This is a genomic window from Buttiauxella izardii, from assembly GCF_003601925.1.
In the GTDB taxonomy this organism is placed as follows: Bacteria; Pseudomonadota; Gammaproteobacteria; order Enterobacterales; family Enterobacteriaceae; genus Buttiauxella; species Buttiauxella izardii.
In genome coordinates, this window is the sequence record NZ_QZWH01000028.1 from 1 (window position 1) to 15,989 (window position 15,989).

13 protein-coding genes are annotated in these 15,989 nt (G+C 53.6%); 6 read left to right on the forward strand and 7 right to left on the reverse strand.

What is annotated here, in order from left to right:
* Together D6029_RS13295 and aegA are read right to left on the reverse strand one after the other, a co-directional pair.
* A partial coding sequence (locus tag D6029_RS13295; protein ID WP_244212408.1) for a DUF6531 domain-containing protein occupies positions 1-968 on the reverse strand: 968 nt, incomplete at its 3' end.
* A gap of 235 nt (positions 969-1,203) precedes the next feature.
* Complete coding sequence (aegA, locus tag D6029_RS13305; protein WP_120065214.1) at positions 1,204-3,207, reverse strand: formate-dependent uric acid utilization protein AegA; 2,004 nt, start codon at positions 3,205-3,207, stop codon at positions 1,204-1,206.
* A gap of 199 nt (positions 3,208-3,406) precedes the next feature.
* Between aegA and narQ the strand changes: the two genes are divergently transcribed.
* The 3 genes from narQ to acrD all read left to right on the forward strand — a co-directional run bounded on the left by narQ (position 3,407) and on the right by acrD (position 9,051).
* A complete protein-coding gene (gene narQ / locus D6029_RS13310) occupies positions 3,407-5,122 on the forward strand; it encodes a nitrate/nitrite two-component system sensor histidine kinase NarQ (RefSeq protein WP_120065215.1) in 1,716 nt (571 codons plus the stop codon).
* A gap of 31 nt (positions 5,123-5,153) precedes the next feature.
* The gene (gene narP, locus D6029_RS13315; protein WP_120065216.1) at positions 5,154-5,798 is read left to right on the forward strand and encodes a nitrate/nitrite response regulator protein NarP; all 645 of its coding nucleotides are present in this window, start codon (positions 5,154-5,156) and stop codon (positions 5,796-5,798) included.
* A gap of 136 nt (positions 5,799-5,934) precedes the next feature.
* Positions 5,935-9,051 carry a multidrug efflux RND transporter permease AcrD gene (gene acrD / locus D6029_RS13320; RefSeq protein ID WP_120065217.1) on the forward strand — a complete coding sequence of 1,039 codons (3,117 nt, stop codon included), beginning with the start codon at positions 5,935-5,937 and terminating at the stop codon, positions 9,049-9,051.
* Between the two features lie 115 nt (positions 9,052-9,166).
* Here the strand turns inward: acrD and ypfM are convergent, their stop codons facing one another.
* Positions 9,167-9,226, reverse strand: coding sequence for a protein YpfM (gene ypfM, locus D6029_RS13325; RefSeq protein WP_087867655.1), 60 nt, complete (start codon positions 9,224-9,226; stop codon positions 9,167-9,169).
* Positions 9,227-9,599: 373 nt separating this feature from the next.
* On the opposite strand from ypfM, the gene D6029_RS13330 reads away from it, so the two are divergent.
* Genes D6029_RS13330 through D6029_RS13340 form a run of 3 tightly spaced genes read left to right on the forward strand, consistent with a single transcriptional unit; the run spans position 9,600 to position 11,310 of the window.
* Positions 9,600-9,956, forward strand: coding sequence for an ArsC family reductase (locus tag D6029_RS13330; RefSeq protein WP_120065218.1), 357 nt, complete (start codon positions 9,600-9,602; stop codon positions 9,954-9,956).
* A 4-nt stretch (positions 9,957-9,960) separates the two neighbouring features.
* The gene (dapE, locus tag D6029_RS13335) at positions 9,961-11,088 is read left to right on the forward strand and encodes a succinyl-diaminopimelate desuccinylase (RefSeq protein WP_120065219.1); all 1,128 of its coding nucleotides are present in this window, start codon (positions 9,961-9,963) and stop codon (positions 11,086-11,088) included.
* Positions 11,089-11,118: 30 nt separating this feature from the next.
* Positions 11,119-11,310, forward strand: a complete 192-nt coding sequence (locus D6029_RS13340; protein ID WP_034459091.1) for a YpfN family protein — start codon at positions 11,119-11,121, stop codon at positions 11,308-11,310.
* A gap of 114 nt (positions 11,311-11,424) precedes the next feature.
* Here the strand turns inward: D6029_RS13340 and ypfH are convergent, their stop codons facing one another.
* The 4 genes from ypfH to purC all read right to left on the reverse strand — a co-directional run bounded on the left by ypfH (position 11,425) and on the right by purC (position 15,956).
* Entirely contained in the window at positions 11,425-12,123 is a 699-nt protein-coding gene (gene ypfH, locus D6029_RS13345; protein ID WP_120065220.1) for an esterase, read from the reverse strand.
* A 74-nt stretch (positions 12,124-12,197) separates the two neighbouring features.
* Positions 12,198-14,213, reverse strand: coding sequence for a tRNA(Met) cytidine acetyltransferase TmcA (locus D6029_RS13350; RefSeq protein ID WP_167456003.1), 2,016 nt, complete (start codon positions 14,211-14,213; stop codon positions 12,198-12,200).
* Positions 14,214-14,237: 24 nt separating this feature from the next.
* The gene (ypfJ, locus tag D6029_RS13355; RefSeq protein ID WP_120065222.1) at positions 14,238-15,113 is read right to left on the reverse strand and encodes a KPN_02809 family neutral zinc metallopeptidase; all 876 of its coding nucleotides are present in this window, start codon (positions 15,111-15,113) and stop codon (positions 14,238-14,240) included.
* 129 nt (positions 15,114-15,242) lie between these two features.
* Positions 15,243-15,956 (reverse strand): phosphoribosylaminoimidazolesuccinocarboxamide synthase, encoded by a 714-nt coding sequence (purC, locus tag D6029_RS13360; RefSeq protein WP_120065223.1) that lies wholly within the window; start codon positions 15,954-15,956, stop codon positions 15,243-15,245.
* Between the last annotated feature and the right edge of the window lie 33 nt (positions 15,957-15,989).

Consider the following 15,989-nt stretch of genomic DNA (forward strand, 5'->3'; position numbering starts at 1 on the left):
GTGGCGGGCCGCCCGGTGTACCGGTGGGCGACCATCAGGCCTGCATGTTGCGGGTGCCATTCGAAGTGACGCGTTTTCACCCCCGCCCGGTCATACACCGCCGCCAGCTCACCGCGCGGGCTGTAGTCATAACGGGCGAGCGGGAGTGACGGCAAATCGGGAAACGCCGCATCCCGCACCAGCCAGACGGCGGCAAGACGAATGCCGGCGGGGAGTGTGACAAGCTCCAGCCGGAACTGTCGCCCGCTGCTGTCCGTCACCGCAGTGACCTGCCCGGCAAATTCCCCGTCAGCATCACGGTGATAGCGCAACTGATTACCAAAGCGGTCCACCAGACCGGAAAGCACGCGGAACGGCGGCAACGGGCGTGGCAGCATGTCGTCCGGTGAAACCGGTAACTGAAAAGGCTCCAGTATCCACCACGGCCCGGTGGCATCGTTTGCAACAAAATAGGTATGTGGACTGAGACGTACATCAGCGGGCAGCGCCTGCCACAGGCGGCTCAGACGATGGCTTTCAGGCTGCGTATCCACGCCGCCCCGGGCCAGCCAGAGTTTTTCGGACTGACTGTAGGCAATGGCACCCGGAGCCAGCAGGTCAAAATGAATGCTGCGCCCGCCGTTATCGTTAAGAATGAGCTCAGAAGAGCGAATCTGCAGGCGAATATCTGTCGCCGACTGCCAGCCGGGGCCGAAGGTACCGACCGGGGCGGGTGTGTCGGTGCGGTAACTGCTGTAGCTGCGGGTGAGCACAAACGGTAAATGTGCCGGCAGGGCGATATCGGTTTCACCGGGCTGCACTTTGGCTCCCAACACCGGGTTGACGGGATTGCCCACCGCCACGCCACCGGGGCAGACTGAGCAGGCCACGCCGGTGGGGGCACCAATCATCACCCCGAGGGAACCCTGAACAATCGGGCCGCCGATTAAAGTTGCGTCACCCTGACGCGCAGCAGGCATTCCAGGCATGGTTAAGTCCTTTTAAAGTGCGGTTGAAATGATTGATATTTTGTCTGACATGGCAAAATGTATTTTCAAAACAAATACATTTAAATCAACAATATAAATTCAAACCTAAAGACAAGATGGAGTAATTACTGCGATCTCTGTCAAAAAGACAGAAATAGGGAAACGGACAAAATACGATGAGAAAGATGGACCAGGTTTCATTTAGCCCTTCCCTTTCAGGAAGGGCTAAATGATCTTATGAGACGAGTTTAGTTTGCACAGTAACTTCCAGATACTCCATTATCCCCGCTGCGGCGTGGCGACCTTCTGCCATCGCGGTCACGACTAAATCCGCGCCGCGCACCGCATCGCCACCGGCGAAGATTTTCGGGTTGCTGGTCTGATAACGAAGTTTATCCTCGACGCTGGCGATGATTCGGCCCCAGCTATCGAGTTTCACGCTGTGCTCTTCCAGCCACGGCATGCCGTGTGGATGGAAGCCAAACGCCATGATGACCGCATCGGCTGGCATGACAAATTCAGACCCGGCAATCGGTTCCGGGCGGCGGCGGCCTTGTTCGTCCGGCTCGCCCATTTGGGTGCGCAGCATCCGAATCCCCATCACGCGCCCGCTTTCGTCGAGTTCGATATTTAGCGGCTGCATGTTAAATTCAAACATCGCCCCTTCTTCGCGGGCGTTTTTGACCTCTTTTTTGGAACCCGGCATGTTGGCTTCGTCACGGCGATAAGCGCACGTCACCTGTTCCGCACCGTGGCGAATCGAGGTGCGCACGCAGTCCATCGCGGTATCGCCGCCACCGAGGACGACGACTTGTTTGCCCGCCATGTCGATATACGGTTCATCGGGCAATTCCGGCAATCCCATCACTTGTTTGGTATTGGCAATCAGGAACGGCAGCGCATCGTAAACGCCCGGTGCGTCTTCGTTCGGCAGCCCGGCTTTCATGGAACGATAAGTCCCCACGCCGACAAACACCGCGTCGTAATCCGCCAGAACCTGTTCAAGCGGAATGTCACGGCCAATTTCGGTATTGAGTTTGAATTCAATACCCATGGCGCTGAAGATTTCACGGCGGCGACTGAGCAGCGATTTGTCGAGTTTGAAGGCCGGAATACCGAACGTCAGCAAGCCGCCGATTTCAGGATGGCGGTCAAACACCGTCGCGTTAACGCCGTTACGCGCCAGAATATCCGCACAGGCAAGCCCGGCTGGCCCCGCGCCAATCACTGCCACGCGGCGGTGGGTGGGTTTGACGTAAGACAGATCCGGCGTCCATCCGCTGGCAAACGCATTATCGGAAATGTAGCGTTCGATGTTGCCGATAGTGACCGCGCCGTATTCGTCTTTCAGCGTACAGGCGCTTTCGCATAAACGGTCTTGTGGGCAGACGCGCCCGGTGACTTCCGGCAGGCAGTTGGTCTGGTGCGAGAGTTCTACCGCCTCGAGAATGCGCCCCTCTTTCACCAGTTCAATCCATTGCGGAATATGGTTATGCAGCGGGCAAGTCCACTCACAAATACTGTGATCGCCACATTTCAGGCAGCGGTCTGCCTGGCTTTCGGCCTGGTTTTGATCAAAGGTACGGTAGATTTCGGCAAAGCCGGTTTTGCGCAGCGTCAGCTCGATTTTGTCGGGGTCCTGGCGAGCTGGAGTGGCGCGCATTTTACAAACTTTAGTGAGATCCGCAGACAATGATTGCTGTTGCGCCGCCTGCTGAGCGGTGCTGTGCCACGGCTGTGATTCCTGCGCCGCCGAACGCAAACGACGGGCTTTCGCCAGCGCCGCCAGGGTTTCACTGTTGATTAATTTCAGCGCCTTGCTCGGGCAATTTTCTACGCACGCCGGGCCGTTTTCGCGATGGTTACAGAGGTCGCATTTATGCGCATTCGCTTTTACGGAACGGCTATCATTCATTGGAATGGTAATGACTTGCATCGCCCCAAACGGGCACGCCACCACGCAAGATTTGCAGCCGATACATTTTTGCTGATTCACCTGCACGCTATCGCTCACCCGGGAGATGGCTTCATTTGGGCAACTGCTGGCGCACGGGGCATCTTCGCAATGGCGACATGTCACCGCATTACGCCGCCCTTCATGTTTAATGACGGAGATGCGTGGCAGAAATTGTGGGCTGGTCAGAACATGCTTTTCATCATTGTGGGCCATCACGCAGGCGACTTCACAAGCATGACAACCGATACAAAGCTGCGCATTGGCAAGAACAAAACGATTCATTAGTTACCCCTTTGCCCGTTTATTACAAACAGGAGGCTTATTTTTTATGGGGGTATGTTATTACCTGGTGATATCTGCGCTGGCAATGGTCATTTGCCCAGTTTGTGTTGAAATCTGACAATAACCTGGTACGGATCAATTTCTTTTCGTGTTTAATGAAACATCGTTTCCTCCCCCATAATTCTCAGGATATTGACAGGTGATAGTAAAACGCTCGGTTTCCACGAGTCTGGCCCGCGCCTTCTTTTACATTGTGCTGCTATCGCTGCTTTCCACCGGCATCGCGATGCTGACGCTCGCCAGCAGTTTGCGAGATGCCGAAGCGGTGAACGTCGCCGGTTCCTTGCGCATGCAAAGTTATCGCCTGGGATATGATTTACAGGGGGATCGTGGGCAGTTAGATAAACATCTTGAGCAATATGCTCAGTCGCTGCGTTCACCCGCGTTGTTGAAAACTGAGAAATTCTGGGTGCCAGCCGAAGTACGAGAGCGCTTTAAGGTGATCAACTACGCCTGGCTGGAAATGGAGAGCCATATCCGCAACGGCGATATCGCGTGGTATCAGGCACATATTTCCGGTTACGTGGAGCAAATAGATTTATTTGTGCTGGCACTTCAGCATTACGCCGAGCGCAAAATGATGCAGGTAGTTATTGCGTCGGTGGTCGGTTTTATTGCCATTTTCACGCTGGTGTTTTTCACGCTGCGCCGTTTTCGCCATCAGGTCGTTGCCCCGCTGAATAAGCTGATGGAGGCCAGTCGCACAATTGAGCGTGGCGAATTCGATTACCCGCCGTTAAATACCCAATTGCCGAACGAACTGGGATTGCTCTCGCAAACCTTCACACGCATGTCGGGCGAATTACACAAACTCTATCGCTCCCTTGAAGAGAGCGTGCAGGAAAAAACCCTGGATTTGCAGGAGGCGAACCGCACTTTGGAAGTGCTGTATGCCTGTTCGCAAGCGCTGACGGTGAGCACCATCGATCAGCATTGTTTTGAACGGGTATTGCAGCAAGTGCGTCAGAAAACGCCGGTTAATTATCTGGAAATGAAAACCGGTGAAAACTGGAAGATTCAGGAAGGCGTTCAACAAGATAATGCGCCTTGGCAAACACTGCCGATTGTCCTTGAGGATAAAGAACTGGCGTTGCTGCGCTGGCAGGCTCCGGCGGGCGTTCCCCCGTTGCCACTGATGCAAAGCCTGGCGAATATGCTGGGGCGCGGGCTCTATTTCAATCAGGCGCAAAAGCATTATCAGCAATTATTATTAATGGAAGAGCGCGCGACGATTGCCCGCGAATTGCACGATTCACTCGCGCAAGTGCTCTCTTATTTACGCATTCAACTTACGCTACTGAAACGGGCCGTTCCGGCGGAAAACCAACCCGCGCAGCGCATTATTAATGATTTCTCGCAGGCGCTGAATGACGCTTACCGCCAGTTGCGTGAGTTGCTGACCACCTTCCGCCTGACGCTTCAGCAGGCTGATTTACCGTCGGCATTGCAGGAAATGATCGCCCCGCTGCGTAACCAGACTGAAGCGGCGATTACGCTGGATTGCCATATTCCGACTCAGGCGCTGGATGCCTCACAACAGGTGCATTTGTTGCAGATTATTCGCGAGGGCGTTTTAAACGCGATTAAACATGCGCAAGCCCGTAAAATATCCGTAAGCTGTAGTACATCCGCATCAGGGATTCATACTGTGAATATTCTTGATGATGGTACGGGGATCGCCAGCCTGACTGAACCCGAAGGGCATTACGGCTTAAATATTATGCATGAGCGCGCCGCACGTTTAGGTGGCGAGCTGACTATTTCCCGCCCTGACTCGGGCGGGACTTTGATTACGATGAGTTTTCGTGCGCCGCCAGGGGATTGGGTGACGCATGAAACACCCGTAAAACCATAACGATAAAAATGTAAAAGTTCTGGGAGTTGATATGAGCGAACAAACTGTCTGTCAGGTATTAATCGTCGACGATCATCCGTTAATGCGCCGTGGCATTCGCCAGTTGCTGGAAATCGACGACAGTTTTAGCGTGGTGGGTGAAGCCAGCAGCGGTGCCGAAGCGATAAGCATGGCGAATCGCCTGGTTCCCGATCTCATCTTGCTTGATTTGAATATGAAAGGCCTGAGCGGGCTGGATACGCTGAACGCCCTGCGCCGTGATGGCGTGAGTGCGCGCATCGTTGTGCTAACGGTTTCTGATTCGCGCAGCGATATTTTCACCCTGATTGATGCCGGTGCCGACGGCTATTTGCTCAAAGATAGCGACCCGGATGTGCTGCTGGAAGATATTCGCCGTGGCGCGACTGAAGGCGAAGCGTACAGCGAGCAAGTCGCGGAATATTTACGAAACCGAGGCACCGATAAACGCAGTGAAGACCCGTTCGCCGTATTAACCGAACGCGAACTGGACGTGTTGCAGGAAGTCGCCAGAGGGTTATCAAACAAACAAATCGCGTCGGGTTTGCATATCTCCGAAGAGACGGTGAAAGTGCATATTCGCAATTTGCTGCGCAAACTGCAGGTGCGATCTCGCGTCGCCGCAACGGTGTTGTTCCTTGAAAGCAGAGGCTTCTGAAGCCTCGCCACACCACACAGAGCGAAGATAATTTACAATATCTCCTCAATTTCTCCACGTTTGGACTTGCCGTTAAGGCTACAGTGACGAATATCCCAATAATCACAATTTGAAGTATTAACGAGGTCCTGACTGAATGGCGAATTTCTTTATCAATCGCCCCATTTTTGCCTGGGTGCTGGCCATTATTTTGTGCCTCACCGGCTTGCTCGCGATTTTTTCACTTCCTGTCGAGCAATATCCTGACCTCGCGCCACCGAATGTGCGAATCACTGCGAACTACCCAGGTGCATCGGCGCAAACCCTGGAAAACACGGTCACGCAGGTTATCGAGCAGAATATGACCGGGCTGGACAACATGATGTATATGTCCTCCCAGAGCAGCAGCACCGGCCAGGCGAGTATTACACTGAGCTTTAAAGCCGGAACCGACCCTGATGAAGCGGTGCAGCAGGTGCAAAACCAGTTGCAATCGGCACTTCGTAAATTGCCACAAGCGGTGCAAACCCAGGGCGTTACCGTCAGGAAAACCGGCGATACCAACATTTTAATGGTGGCGTTTGTCTCCACCGACGGCAGCATGGATAAGCAAGATATTGCCGATTATGTTGCCAGTAATATTCAGGATCCGATTAGCCGTATCAACGGCGTGGGTGACGTCGATGCCTATGGTTCGCAATATTCCATGCGTATTTGGCTCGACCCAACCAAACTCACCAGCTACCAGATGACCACGCAAGACGTGGTGGACGCGATCAAATCGCAGAATGCGCAAATTGCGGTTGGTCAGCTAGGCGGCACGCCGTCTGTGGATATGCAGGCGCTGAACGCCACGATTAACTCCCAGTCTTTGCTGCAAACTCCGCAGCAATTCAAAGATATTACTCTGCGCGTGAATCAGGACGGTTCGCTGGTTTCTCTTGGCGATGTCGCAGAAGTTGAACTGGGCGCTGAGAAATATGATTTCCTCAGCCGCTACAACGGCCAGCCCGCGTCAGGCCTGGGGATCAAGCTCGCGTCTGGCGCGAACGAGATGGAAACAGACAAACTCGCCCGCGCCAAAATTGAAGAGTTATCGCAATATTTCCCACACGGGCTGGAAGCGAAAATCGCTTACGAAACCACGCCGTTTGTGAAAGCCTCGATTATTGATGTAGTAAAAACCCTGCTGGAAGCGATCCTGCTGGTGTTCCTCGTCATGTATCTGTTTTTGCAGAACTTCCGTGCCACGCTGATTCCGACCATCGCCGTTCCGGTGGTGTTGCTCGGGACGTTTTCGGTGCTCTACACCTTCGGCTACAGCATTAATACTCTGACGATGTTTGCCATGGTTTTGGCTATCGGCTTGTTGGTGGATGATGCCATCGTGGTGGTGGAAAACGTCGAACGCATCATGAGCGAGGAAGGGCTATCGCCCAAAGAAGCGACGCGCAAATCCATGGGCCAGATTCAGGGTGCGTTGGTCGGGATTGCGATGGTGCTTTCCGCCGTGTTCGTGCCGATGGCCTTTTTCGGCGGCACCACCGGGGCGATTTACCGCCAGTTCTCAATAACGATTGTTTCCGCGATGGTGCTGTCGGTGTTGGTGGCGATGATTCTGACGCCCGCATTGTGCGCCACGATTTTAAAACCGCTGCATAAAGGTGAGCACCACGGCCAGAAAGGTTTCTTCGGCTGGTTTAACCGTATGTTTAACCGCAATGCGGAGCGCTATGAATCAGGGGTCGGCAAAATTCTGGCACACAGCCTGCGCTGGATCCTGATTTATGTACTGCTGCTTGGCGGCATGGTGTTCTTATTCCTGCGCCTGCCAACCTCCTTCCTGCCGCTGGAAGATCAGGGTGTATTCACCACTTCAATACAATTGCCCAGCGGTTCGACGCAGCAACAAACCACCAAAGTGGTTGAAAAGCTCGAGCAGTATTATCTGACGAAAGAGAAAGATAACGTGCTGTCGGTGTTCGCGACCATCGGCTCCGGCCCTGGCGGTAACGGGCAGAACGTGGCGCGTATGTTTGTGCGCCTGAAAGACTGGGATGAACGCGACCCGAAAACCGCCAGTTCATTTGCCATTATCGAGCGCGCCACTAAAGCCTTCCGCCAGATAAAAGAAGCGCGCGTGATTGCCAGCAGCCCTCCGGCGATCAGTGGTTTGGGGAACGCGGCAGGCTTTGATATGGAATTGCAGGACCACGCGGGAGCCGGGCACGATGCGCTAATGCAAGCTCGAGATCAACTTATCGATATGGCTGGCGATGAACCACTGCTGACCCGAGTTCGCCATAACGGCCTCGATGACAGCCCGCAGATGCAGATTGACATCGATCAGCGTAAAGCGCAGGCGCTGGGTGTTTCTATTGATGACATCAATAACACGCTGCAAACCGCCTGGGGTTCGAGCTACGTGAACGATTTTATGGATCGTGGGCGCGTGAAGAAGGTGTATGTGCAGGCGGGCGCGAAATATCGCATGCTGCCGGAAGACATTAACCAGTGGTATGTGCGCAATAAAGATGGCGGCATGGTGCCGTTCTCGGCGTTTGCCTCTTCACATTGGGAAACCGGTTCGCCGCGTCTTGAGCGTTACAACGGCTATTCCTCGTTAGAAATTGTCGGTGAGGCAGCGCCTGGTGTGAGTACCGGCACCGCCATGCAAGTGATGGAAACACTGGTGCAGAAATTACCGTCTGGTTTTGGCCTCGAATGGACGGGAATGTCATACCAGGAAAGGCTGTCAGGCGCGCAGGCTCCGGCGCTTTACGCCATCTCGTTACTGGTGGTGTTCTTATGCCTGGCCGCACTTTATGAAAGCTGGTCGGTGCCGTTCTCGGTGATGTTGGTGGTGCCGCTGGGCGTGATTGGCGCACTGCTGGCAACGTGGATGCGTGGCCTGGAAAACGACGTTTACTTCCAGGTGGGACTGCTGACGGTCATTGGGCTTGCCGCCAAGAACGCCATTTTGATTGTTGAATTTGCCAACGATATGAACGCCCAAGGCCGTGAACTGGTGGCTGCCACGCTTGATGCCTGCCGCCAGCGCCTGCGCCCGATATTAATGACTTCGCTGGCATTTATCTTCGGTGTTCTGCCGATGGCAACTAGCAGCGGCGCGGGTTCCGGCAGCCAGCACGCGGTGGGCACCGGGGTCATGGGCGGGATGATTTCAGCGACCGTGCTGGCAATATTCTTCGTACCGCTGTTCTTCGTGCTGGTGCGAAGACGTTTCCCGCTCAAGGAACATTCTGAAAACTAGCCAACAAAAAAGCGACCTGACGAGGGTCGCTTTTTGTTTTCTCAGAGAGTCATTGACTCGAAGAGTATTGAGAATAAGAACTTCATGTTCTTAATATTTTTTATTGCTGGTCAGATCATTTACGAAGCATATCTTCAATGAAGTCTTTCCAGTTCCCTAGTTCGTGTTCAATCATAACCGCCTCACTATTATTGCTTTAATTATACGCACCCTAATTCAAATTGCAGCATCTAATGTTGAGTGCGTATTAGCTTTATTATTAGCTCAGCAGAGCTTTTATTATGTGACGAATGACAGGAAACAAAACGTTTCGATGATTTTAAGAATTTACCCCGCAAAGCTGGAAAACACTGGCCTACAGCGATGAGCCTCTGGATCGAGAACAATCCAGGATAGTTGATTAGAAATTAGCCATCGCGAAAAAACAGAGTGAACCCATAACAATGAGACTAGCAATTACGCTATATTTTTCCTTGCGACTTTTTTATCATTTTAATTATTCTAAATTCCTGCATAAATACCCAACGACAAACAAAAGGATTAACTCCGTGATAACTCTCTACGGTATTAAAAACTGCGACACCATCAAGAAAGCCCGGCGCTGGCTGGAAACGCAAGGTGTGGAATACCAATTTCATGATTATCGCGCTGATGGCCTGGACGGCGAATTATTGAATAGTTTTATCGCTGAGCTGGGTTGGGAAGCATTGTTAAATACGCGTGGAACGACCTGGCGTAAACTCGACGAAGCCCATCGTGCAAGCATTACAGATGCCAAAACCGCAGCGGCTTTGATGCTGGAAATGCCTGCAATCATCAAACGCCCATTGCTCTACGCGCCGGGGCAGCCTATGCTGCTGGGTTTCAATGAATCGAACTATCAGCAGTTTATCAACGAGGTATAGTCCTATGTCTTGCCCGGTTATTGAGCTGACGCAACAGCTTATCCGCCGCCCTTCCCTGAGCCCTGACGACGCTGGCTGCCAGGCGCTGATGATTGAGCGACTACGTGCCATCGGCTTTACGATTGAGCATATGGATTTTGGCGACACACAAAACTTCTGGGCATGGCGAGGAAAAGGCGAAACGCTGGCGTTTGCCGGTCATACCGATGTCGTGCCTTCAGGCGATGCTGACCGCTGGATTAACCCACCGTTTGAACCGACCATCCGCGATGGCATGTTATTTGGCCGTGGTGCCGCTGACATGAAAGGTTCATTGGCTGCGATGGTGGTGGCCGCCGAGCGCTTCGTGGCGCAATACCCAAACCATAAAGGCCGCCTCGCGTTCCTGATTACATCCGATGAAGAAGCCAGCGCCAAAAATGGCACGGTGAAAGTCGTCGAAACGCTGATGGCACGCCACGAAAGACTGGATTACTGCCTGGTGGGCGAACCTTCGAGCACTGAAGTCGTCGGCGATGTGGTGAAGAATGGCCGCCGTGGTTCATTGACCTGCAACCTGACCATTCATGGCGTGCAGGGCCACGTTGCTTATCCGCATCTGGCTGATAACCCGGTTCACCGCGCAGCCCCGATGCTGAGCGAACTGGTCACGATTGAATGGGACAAGGGGAACGAGTTTTTCCCGGCCACCAGCATGCAGATTGCCAACGTTCAGTCGGGAACTGGTAGCAACAACGTGATCCCTGGCGATATGTTCGTGCAGTTCAACTTCCGTTTCAGCACGGAATTGACCGACGAAGATATCAAACAGCGCGTGATTGCGCTGCTCGACAAATACGAATTGCGTTACACCCTGGACTGGTGGCTTTCAGGCCAACCGTTCCTGACTTCACGCGGTAAGCTGGTCGATGCGGTGGTGAACGCAGTTGAGCACTATAATGAAATTAGACCGCAGTTGTTGACCACTGGCGGCACGTCCGATGGGCGCTTTATCGCGCGCATGGGGGCGCAAGTGGTGGAATTGGGGCCAGTGAACGCGACGATTCATAAAATTAATGAGTGCGTTAACGCCGCTGACCTGCAACTTCTTGCCCGTATGTATCAACGTATTATGGAACAGCTTGTTGCTTAACAGGCTGTGCAACCCAAAAGAGGTACTGGCATGGAATGGCTTTCTCATTACTGGTGGATCATTGTTCTGGTGCTGCTGTTAGGCATTTTCCTTAATGTGATTAAGGACTTGAAGCGCATCGATCCGAAAAAATATATGGCGAATAAACCTGAGTTGCCTCCGCATCGCGACTTTAACGATAAGTGGGATGACGAGGACGATTTTCCGAAGAAGAAGCCTTAAGTTTCGCCCTCACCCCGGCCCTCTCCCCCAGGAGAGGGGGAAAACCGATCAACTCTTTCTCCCTCGGACAATCCCCTCTCCCTGGGGAGAGGGTTAGGGTGAGGGAGTCCCATCTCAAAGAAACTCCACAATATCCTCATCGTTCGGTTTCCCACCGCTCAGCGCCTCATCGAAGTAATGCTTCGGCACCGTATAACGCAAGTGATCCAGCGCGATCTGAATACTGCGGTCATCAATGGCGTGACCTAAATCGTCAATCACATCCAACGTCACATCACCGCCCAATTGCGTTAATGCTTCTGACGCATCAAATGCGTGTTTCACATCAATCACTTTATCAACGTCACCGTGAATCAAATGAATGGTGGTTGAGGTCGATGCGGCTTGCGGCAACTGCGCATACCGTCCATTAAACGCCACGACGCGGGAAGCAAGTTGCGAGTCGGCTTTCACGCCCTCAAGCGCCATGATGGCTCCTTGAGAGAAACCAATCAGCGCCGTGGCATTCGCCCCAACACCACTCTGTTTTTGCCAGTGGCGTACAACCTCAACAAATGTTGGCATGATAGCGTCCACGCGTTGCTGACGATTTTCTTCCGTCACGCCAGCCACGGAAAACCATTCACGCCCTTGATACGGGCCGCTTGGTGCCGGGCCGCCGATGCTGACCACCAGCGCCTCAGGGAAATGGGGTGCAAACCAGCTGCCAATTTGCCCCATCGCAACCGGGTTATCGCCCACACCATGAAACAGCAACAATAGTTGTTTTGCAGGTGTGGCGGGGCTCTGGACAACAAAGTGCTCGTGTTTCATGGTTTTCTCCTTATGTTTCTGGAGTTGACTATACGCCGACGAAACGCGATCACCATGCCATTTGACTGAATGACTTAGTGGAAAAATTGCAATTGCAAAAGCGAGTCTTTCAATGCAATGCACTGTTGCTCATCGAGTTTTTCCAGGGCCTTTTGTGCTTCCTGACGCATCACATTGAGCAAGGCTTTGCGACCCGAAATCTGCAATTGTTGGCAAATCGCTTCCACGCTTAAACGCTGCTGGACGCGCCCACGCAAGGCATTTAGCGGCAAATCACAACTCAGTAATAAGCGATTCAGGGAGCCTAAACAGGCTTCCAGTGGGCGATGAGCAAATGCAAAACCGGCCAGCTCCAGCCAGTCATCACTGTTTAGCGTAGTTTCTTCGCGGGGAATCACCGGCAAGGGTTGATCAATCCACGGTTGCAGCCAGCTGATGTCACGCTCCAGCCGCTGTTGCTCGTGGCGTGTCAACGCTTCACCCTGCGCGGTCAACGGCAGTAGCGCCATCGCAGTGTAGCAACCGCTGCTGGCTTCACGGTGACTGCCGACTCGCACCAGCACAAAGCCGCAACTTTCCCAGAAGCGCCAAAGCTCATTAGTGAAGCCAAAACTCACCGAGAGGTAATCAGCGCCCTGCTGCGCCTGAGTCCTCGCCAAAGCAATCATCTGCTGGCCGATTTGCTGACGTTGGCGCAGCGGATGAACCGCAATGCGGCTGACGCGTAATCCTTTTAGCGTTGCGGCGAGCGGGCTACCACCGTGTGCCGCCAGGGATTGGGCGACTAAATTGCCCCGTGGACGCCGAAAACCCGCCCACACCGCGCGGCTCAATTGCTCATCCAACCCGCCCTCTTCGACCAGCCAGGTCGCGCCGATTGTTTCATCCTCGCTGATAGCAGCAATAAAATGCTGACCGGGGGCATCGAGCATACGACGCCAGTCCAATGGGCTGGTGCGGTAATGGGCACCAGAGAGCAGGCGGTACATGTCTTGCAACTGCTCGGACGGTTCCCCTTCGCGGTTGCGCTCAATCGCTTGCAGAGAAATGGCACCTTGGGGTGCGCTCGTTACGTCGGGTTCGTCAAACAGCAACACGGCGTCGATCAGGTGTTCCAACGGATCGTTGGTGGCCCAACGAATCGGCGTCGAAAGGGTGTAGCGCGTTAACGCATCGAGGCTGGCACAGAATTTGAGAACGAATCCGCGCCCGGTGCCCTCGTAGCCCTGAACGGTGGTCGTCAATAATACTCGCGGGAAATGGGCAATAAGTTTGCGCAATTGCGGCGCGGGAATGGCCGCCGCTTCATCAATGATGAGCCAGTCAGCCTGAAAGGCTTCGGTATTCGCCAGCAATGCGTCCGGGGCCACAAAGTTAAAGCGTTCTCCCGCATGTTCGGCTAACACGTCGGTGGCTGCTTTGCCCGGTGCGGTGACCAACCCTTTTCCTGGGATCATGCGTAATAACATGCCCGCCAGCGCTGATTTCCCACGGCCTCGCGGTGCGGTAACTACAGCAACGCCGGGTGGCATTTGTGCAAGCTCGTTCAGAATCGCTGCCTGTTCATCGAAAGGAGCGCCACTGGCGGCGTGCCATTTTGGGCGTGGGGGAAATTCAGGTAGGCGTAACGGTTGATGCTGTTGCCAGAGCAAGCACTCGCTATCGGCACGAATGCAGTGTTGCAGATGAGCGATAAAGTGCGGAGTGGGAATGGCTTCAGGCTGCTCGCTCCAGCGGCTTGAATCGCAGTCAGGCTGCATCGGCCAGTCGTTCCAGACGGGTGCCAGCAGCACTAGCCAGCTTCCCGCTTTTAGCGTTCCAGCAAGCGCGGCGAGCGCTTCGGCATCCAGCCCGTTACGCGCATCAAAAACCGCATGGAGAAATTCACGCCCCAACAACGTGCGCATGGCGGATGTCGCGCAGTGCAGGGGCAATTCTGGTGCCGCTCCTACCCACAACCAGTCGCCGGGATGTTGCCGGGCGAGCGTCTGAACTTGCTGGCTGCTCCACACGCTCTCGCCCGAAAGAATCATCATCCGGCGAATACCGGCATCAGCCATTGAGGCCGTTGCTTGCCTTAGCTGTTCCATAGCATCAATCCTTGCCACATCGGGTTATTTGACGGTATTACCGAAGGTGTTGCACTGCGACGGGTCGCCGCTGTCGAAGCCTCGTTTGAACCAGGTGTAACGCTGCTCGGAAGTGCCATGCGTAAAGCTATCCGGCACGACTCGCCCCTGCCCTTGCTGTTGCAGACGATCATCGCCAATGGCTTCCGCGGCATTCAGTGCTTCCTGCAAATCTCCGGCATCCAGCACTTCTTGTTTTTGCATGCTGTTGCCCCAGACACCGGCGAAGCAGTCGGCCTGCAATTCCATTTTCACGGAGAGACGATTACCTTCCGCCTGGCTTGCGCCTTGTTGCAGCTGGCGTACTTTCGGTTCAATGCCGAGTAATTTCTGCACGTGGTGCCCGACTTCGTGGGCAATCACGTAGCCCTGAGCAAAATCGCCATCCGCGCCAAGTTTGCCTTTCATTTCATCGTAGAAAGAAAGGTCGATGTATACGGTGCTGTCAGCCGGGCAGTAGAATGGCCCCATTACTGACTGACCGGTTCCGCATCCCGTGCGCGTCGCACCACGATACATCACCAGTTTAGGCTGCTGATAGGTGCGGCCCATTTTCTGGAAAATCTGCCCCCAGGTGTCTTCCGTGGTCGCCAGAATAACCGAGGTGAATTTAGCCGCTTCGTCATCGTTAGGGCTGATAGAACGCTGTGTCGATTGCTGTTGCGGAACCGGTTGGCCACCAAGCATTGAAGTGAGATCAACGCCGTAATAACTCGCCACAACCACCACGATAAGTAAGATTATCCCGCCTTTCCCGCCGGGCAAACGGAAGCCACCGCCGCCTCCGCCAAAGCTCGGGCCAGAAGAGTTATTTCTTCTGTCTTCTACATTGTCGCTTTCACGACGACCTTGCCAGCGCATAGGCGGCCTCTTTTAATATTTTGTAATAGATAGATCGTAGGTGGTTAATTCCAGAATTACCATAAGAAACAAGACGTGAAAAAGCCGAAAGTGGGAACACTTTCGGCTTTAAAAGATTCGTGCGAGATTTTAGTCTAATTTAACGCCAATACGTCGCGCCACTTCTTCGTAGGCTTCAATTAGTCCGCCCAGGCTTTGACGGAAACGATCTTTGTCCATTTTATCGAGGGTTTCTTTGTCCCACAGGCGACTGCCGTCAGGGGAAAACTCATCACCCAGTACGACTTCACCATTGAACAGACCGAACTCCAGCTTGAAATCAACCAGGATCAGACCCGCGTCGTCAAAGATTTTGCTCAGGACATCGTTAGCTTTGTAGCTTAACTCGCGCATACGAGCCAGATTCTCTTTGTTCACCCAGCCAAAGGTTTCGCAATAAGATTCGTTGACCATCGGGTCATGCATCTCATCGTTTTTCAGGAACAGGTCAAACAGCGGTGGATTGAGTTCAATACCTTCTTCAATACCCAGACGCTTCACCAGAGAACCTGCCGCGCGGTTACGAATGACGCACTCAACCGGCACCATATCGAGCTTTTTCACCAGCACTTCGTTGTCGGAGAGCAGAGCTTCCATTTGCGTAGGAATGCCCGCTTCTTCCAGCTTAGCCATAATGAAATGGTTGAACTTGTTGTTCACCATACCTTTACGGTCAAACTGTTCGATGCGCGCACCGTCTCCTGCTGACGTATCATTGCGGAATTCGAGCACCAACAGATCCGGGTTCTCCGTGCTGTATACGGTCTTCGCTTTGCCACGATACAACTCAGCTTGCTTTTGCATCTTTCTTACTCCAGGTGTGATTTAACTAAAAAT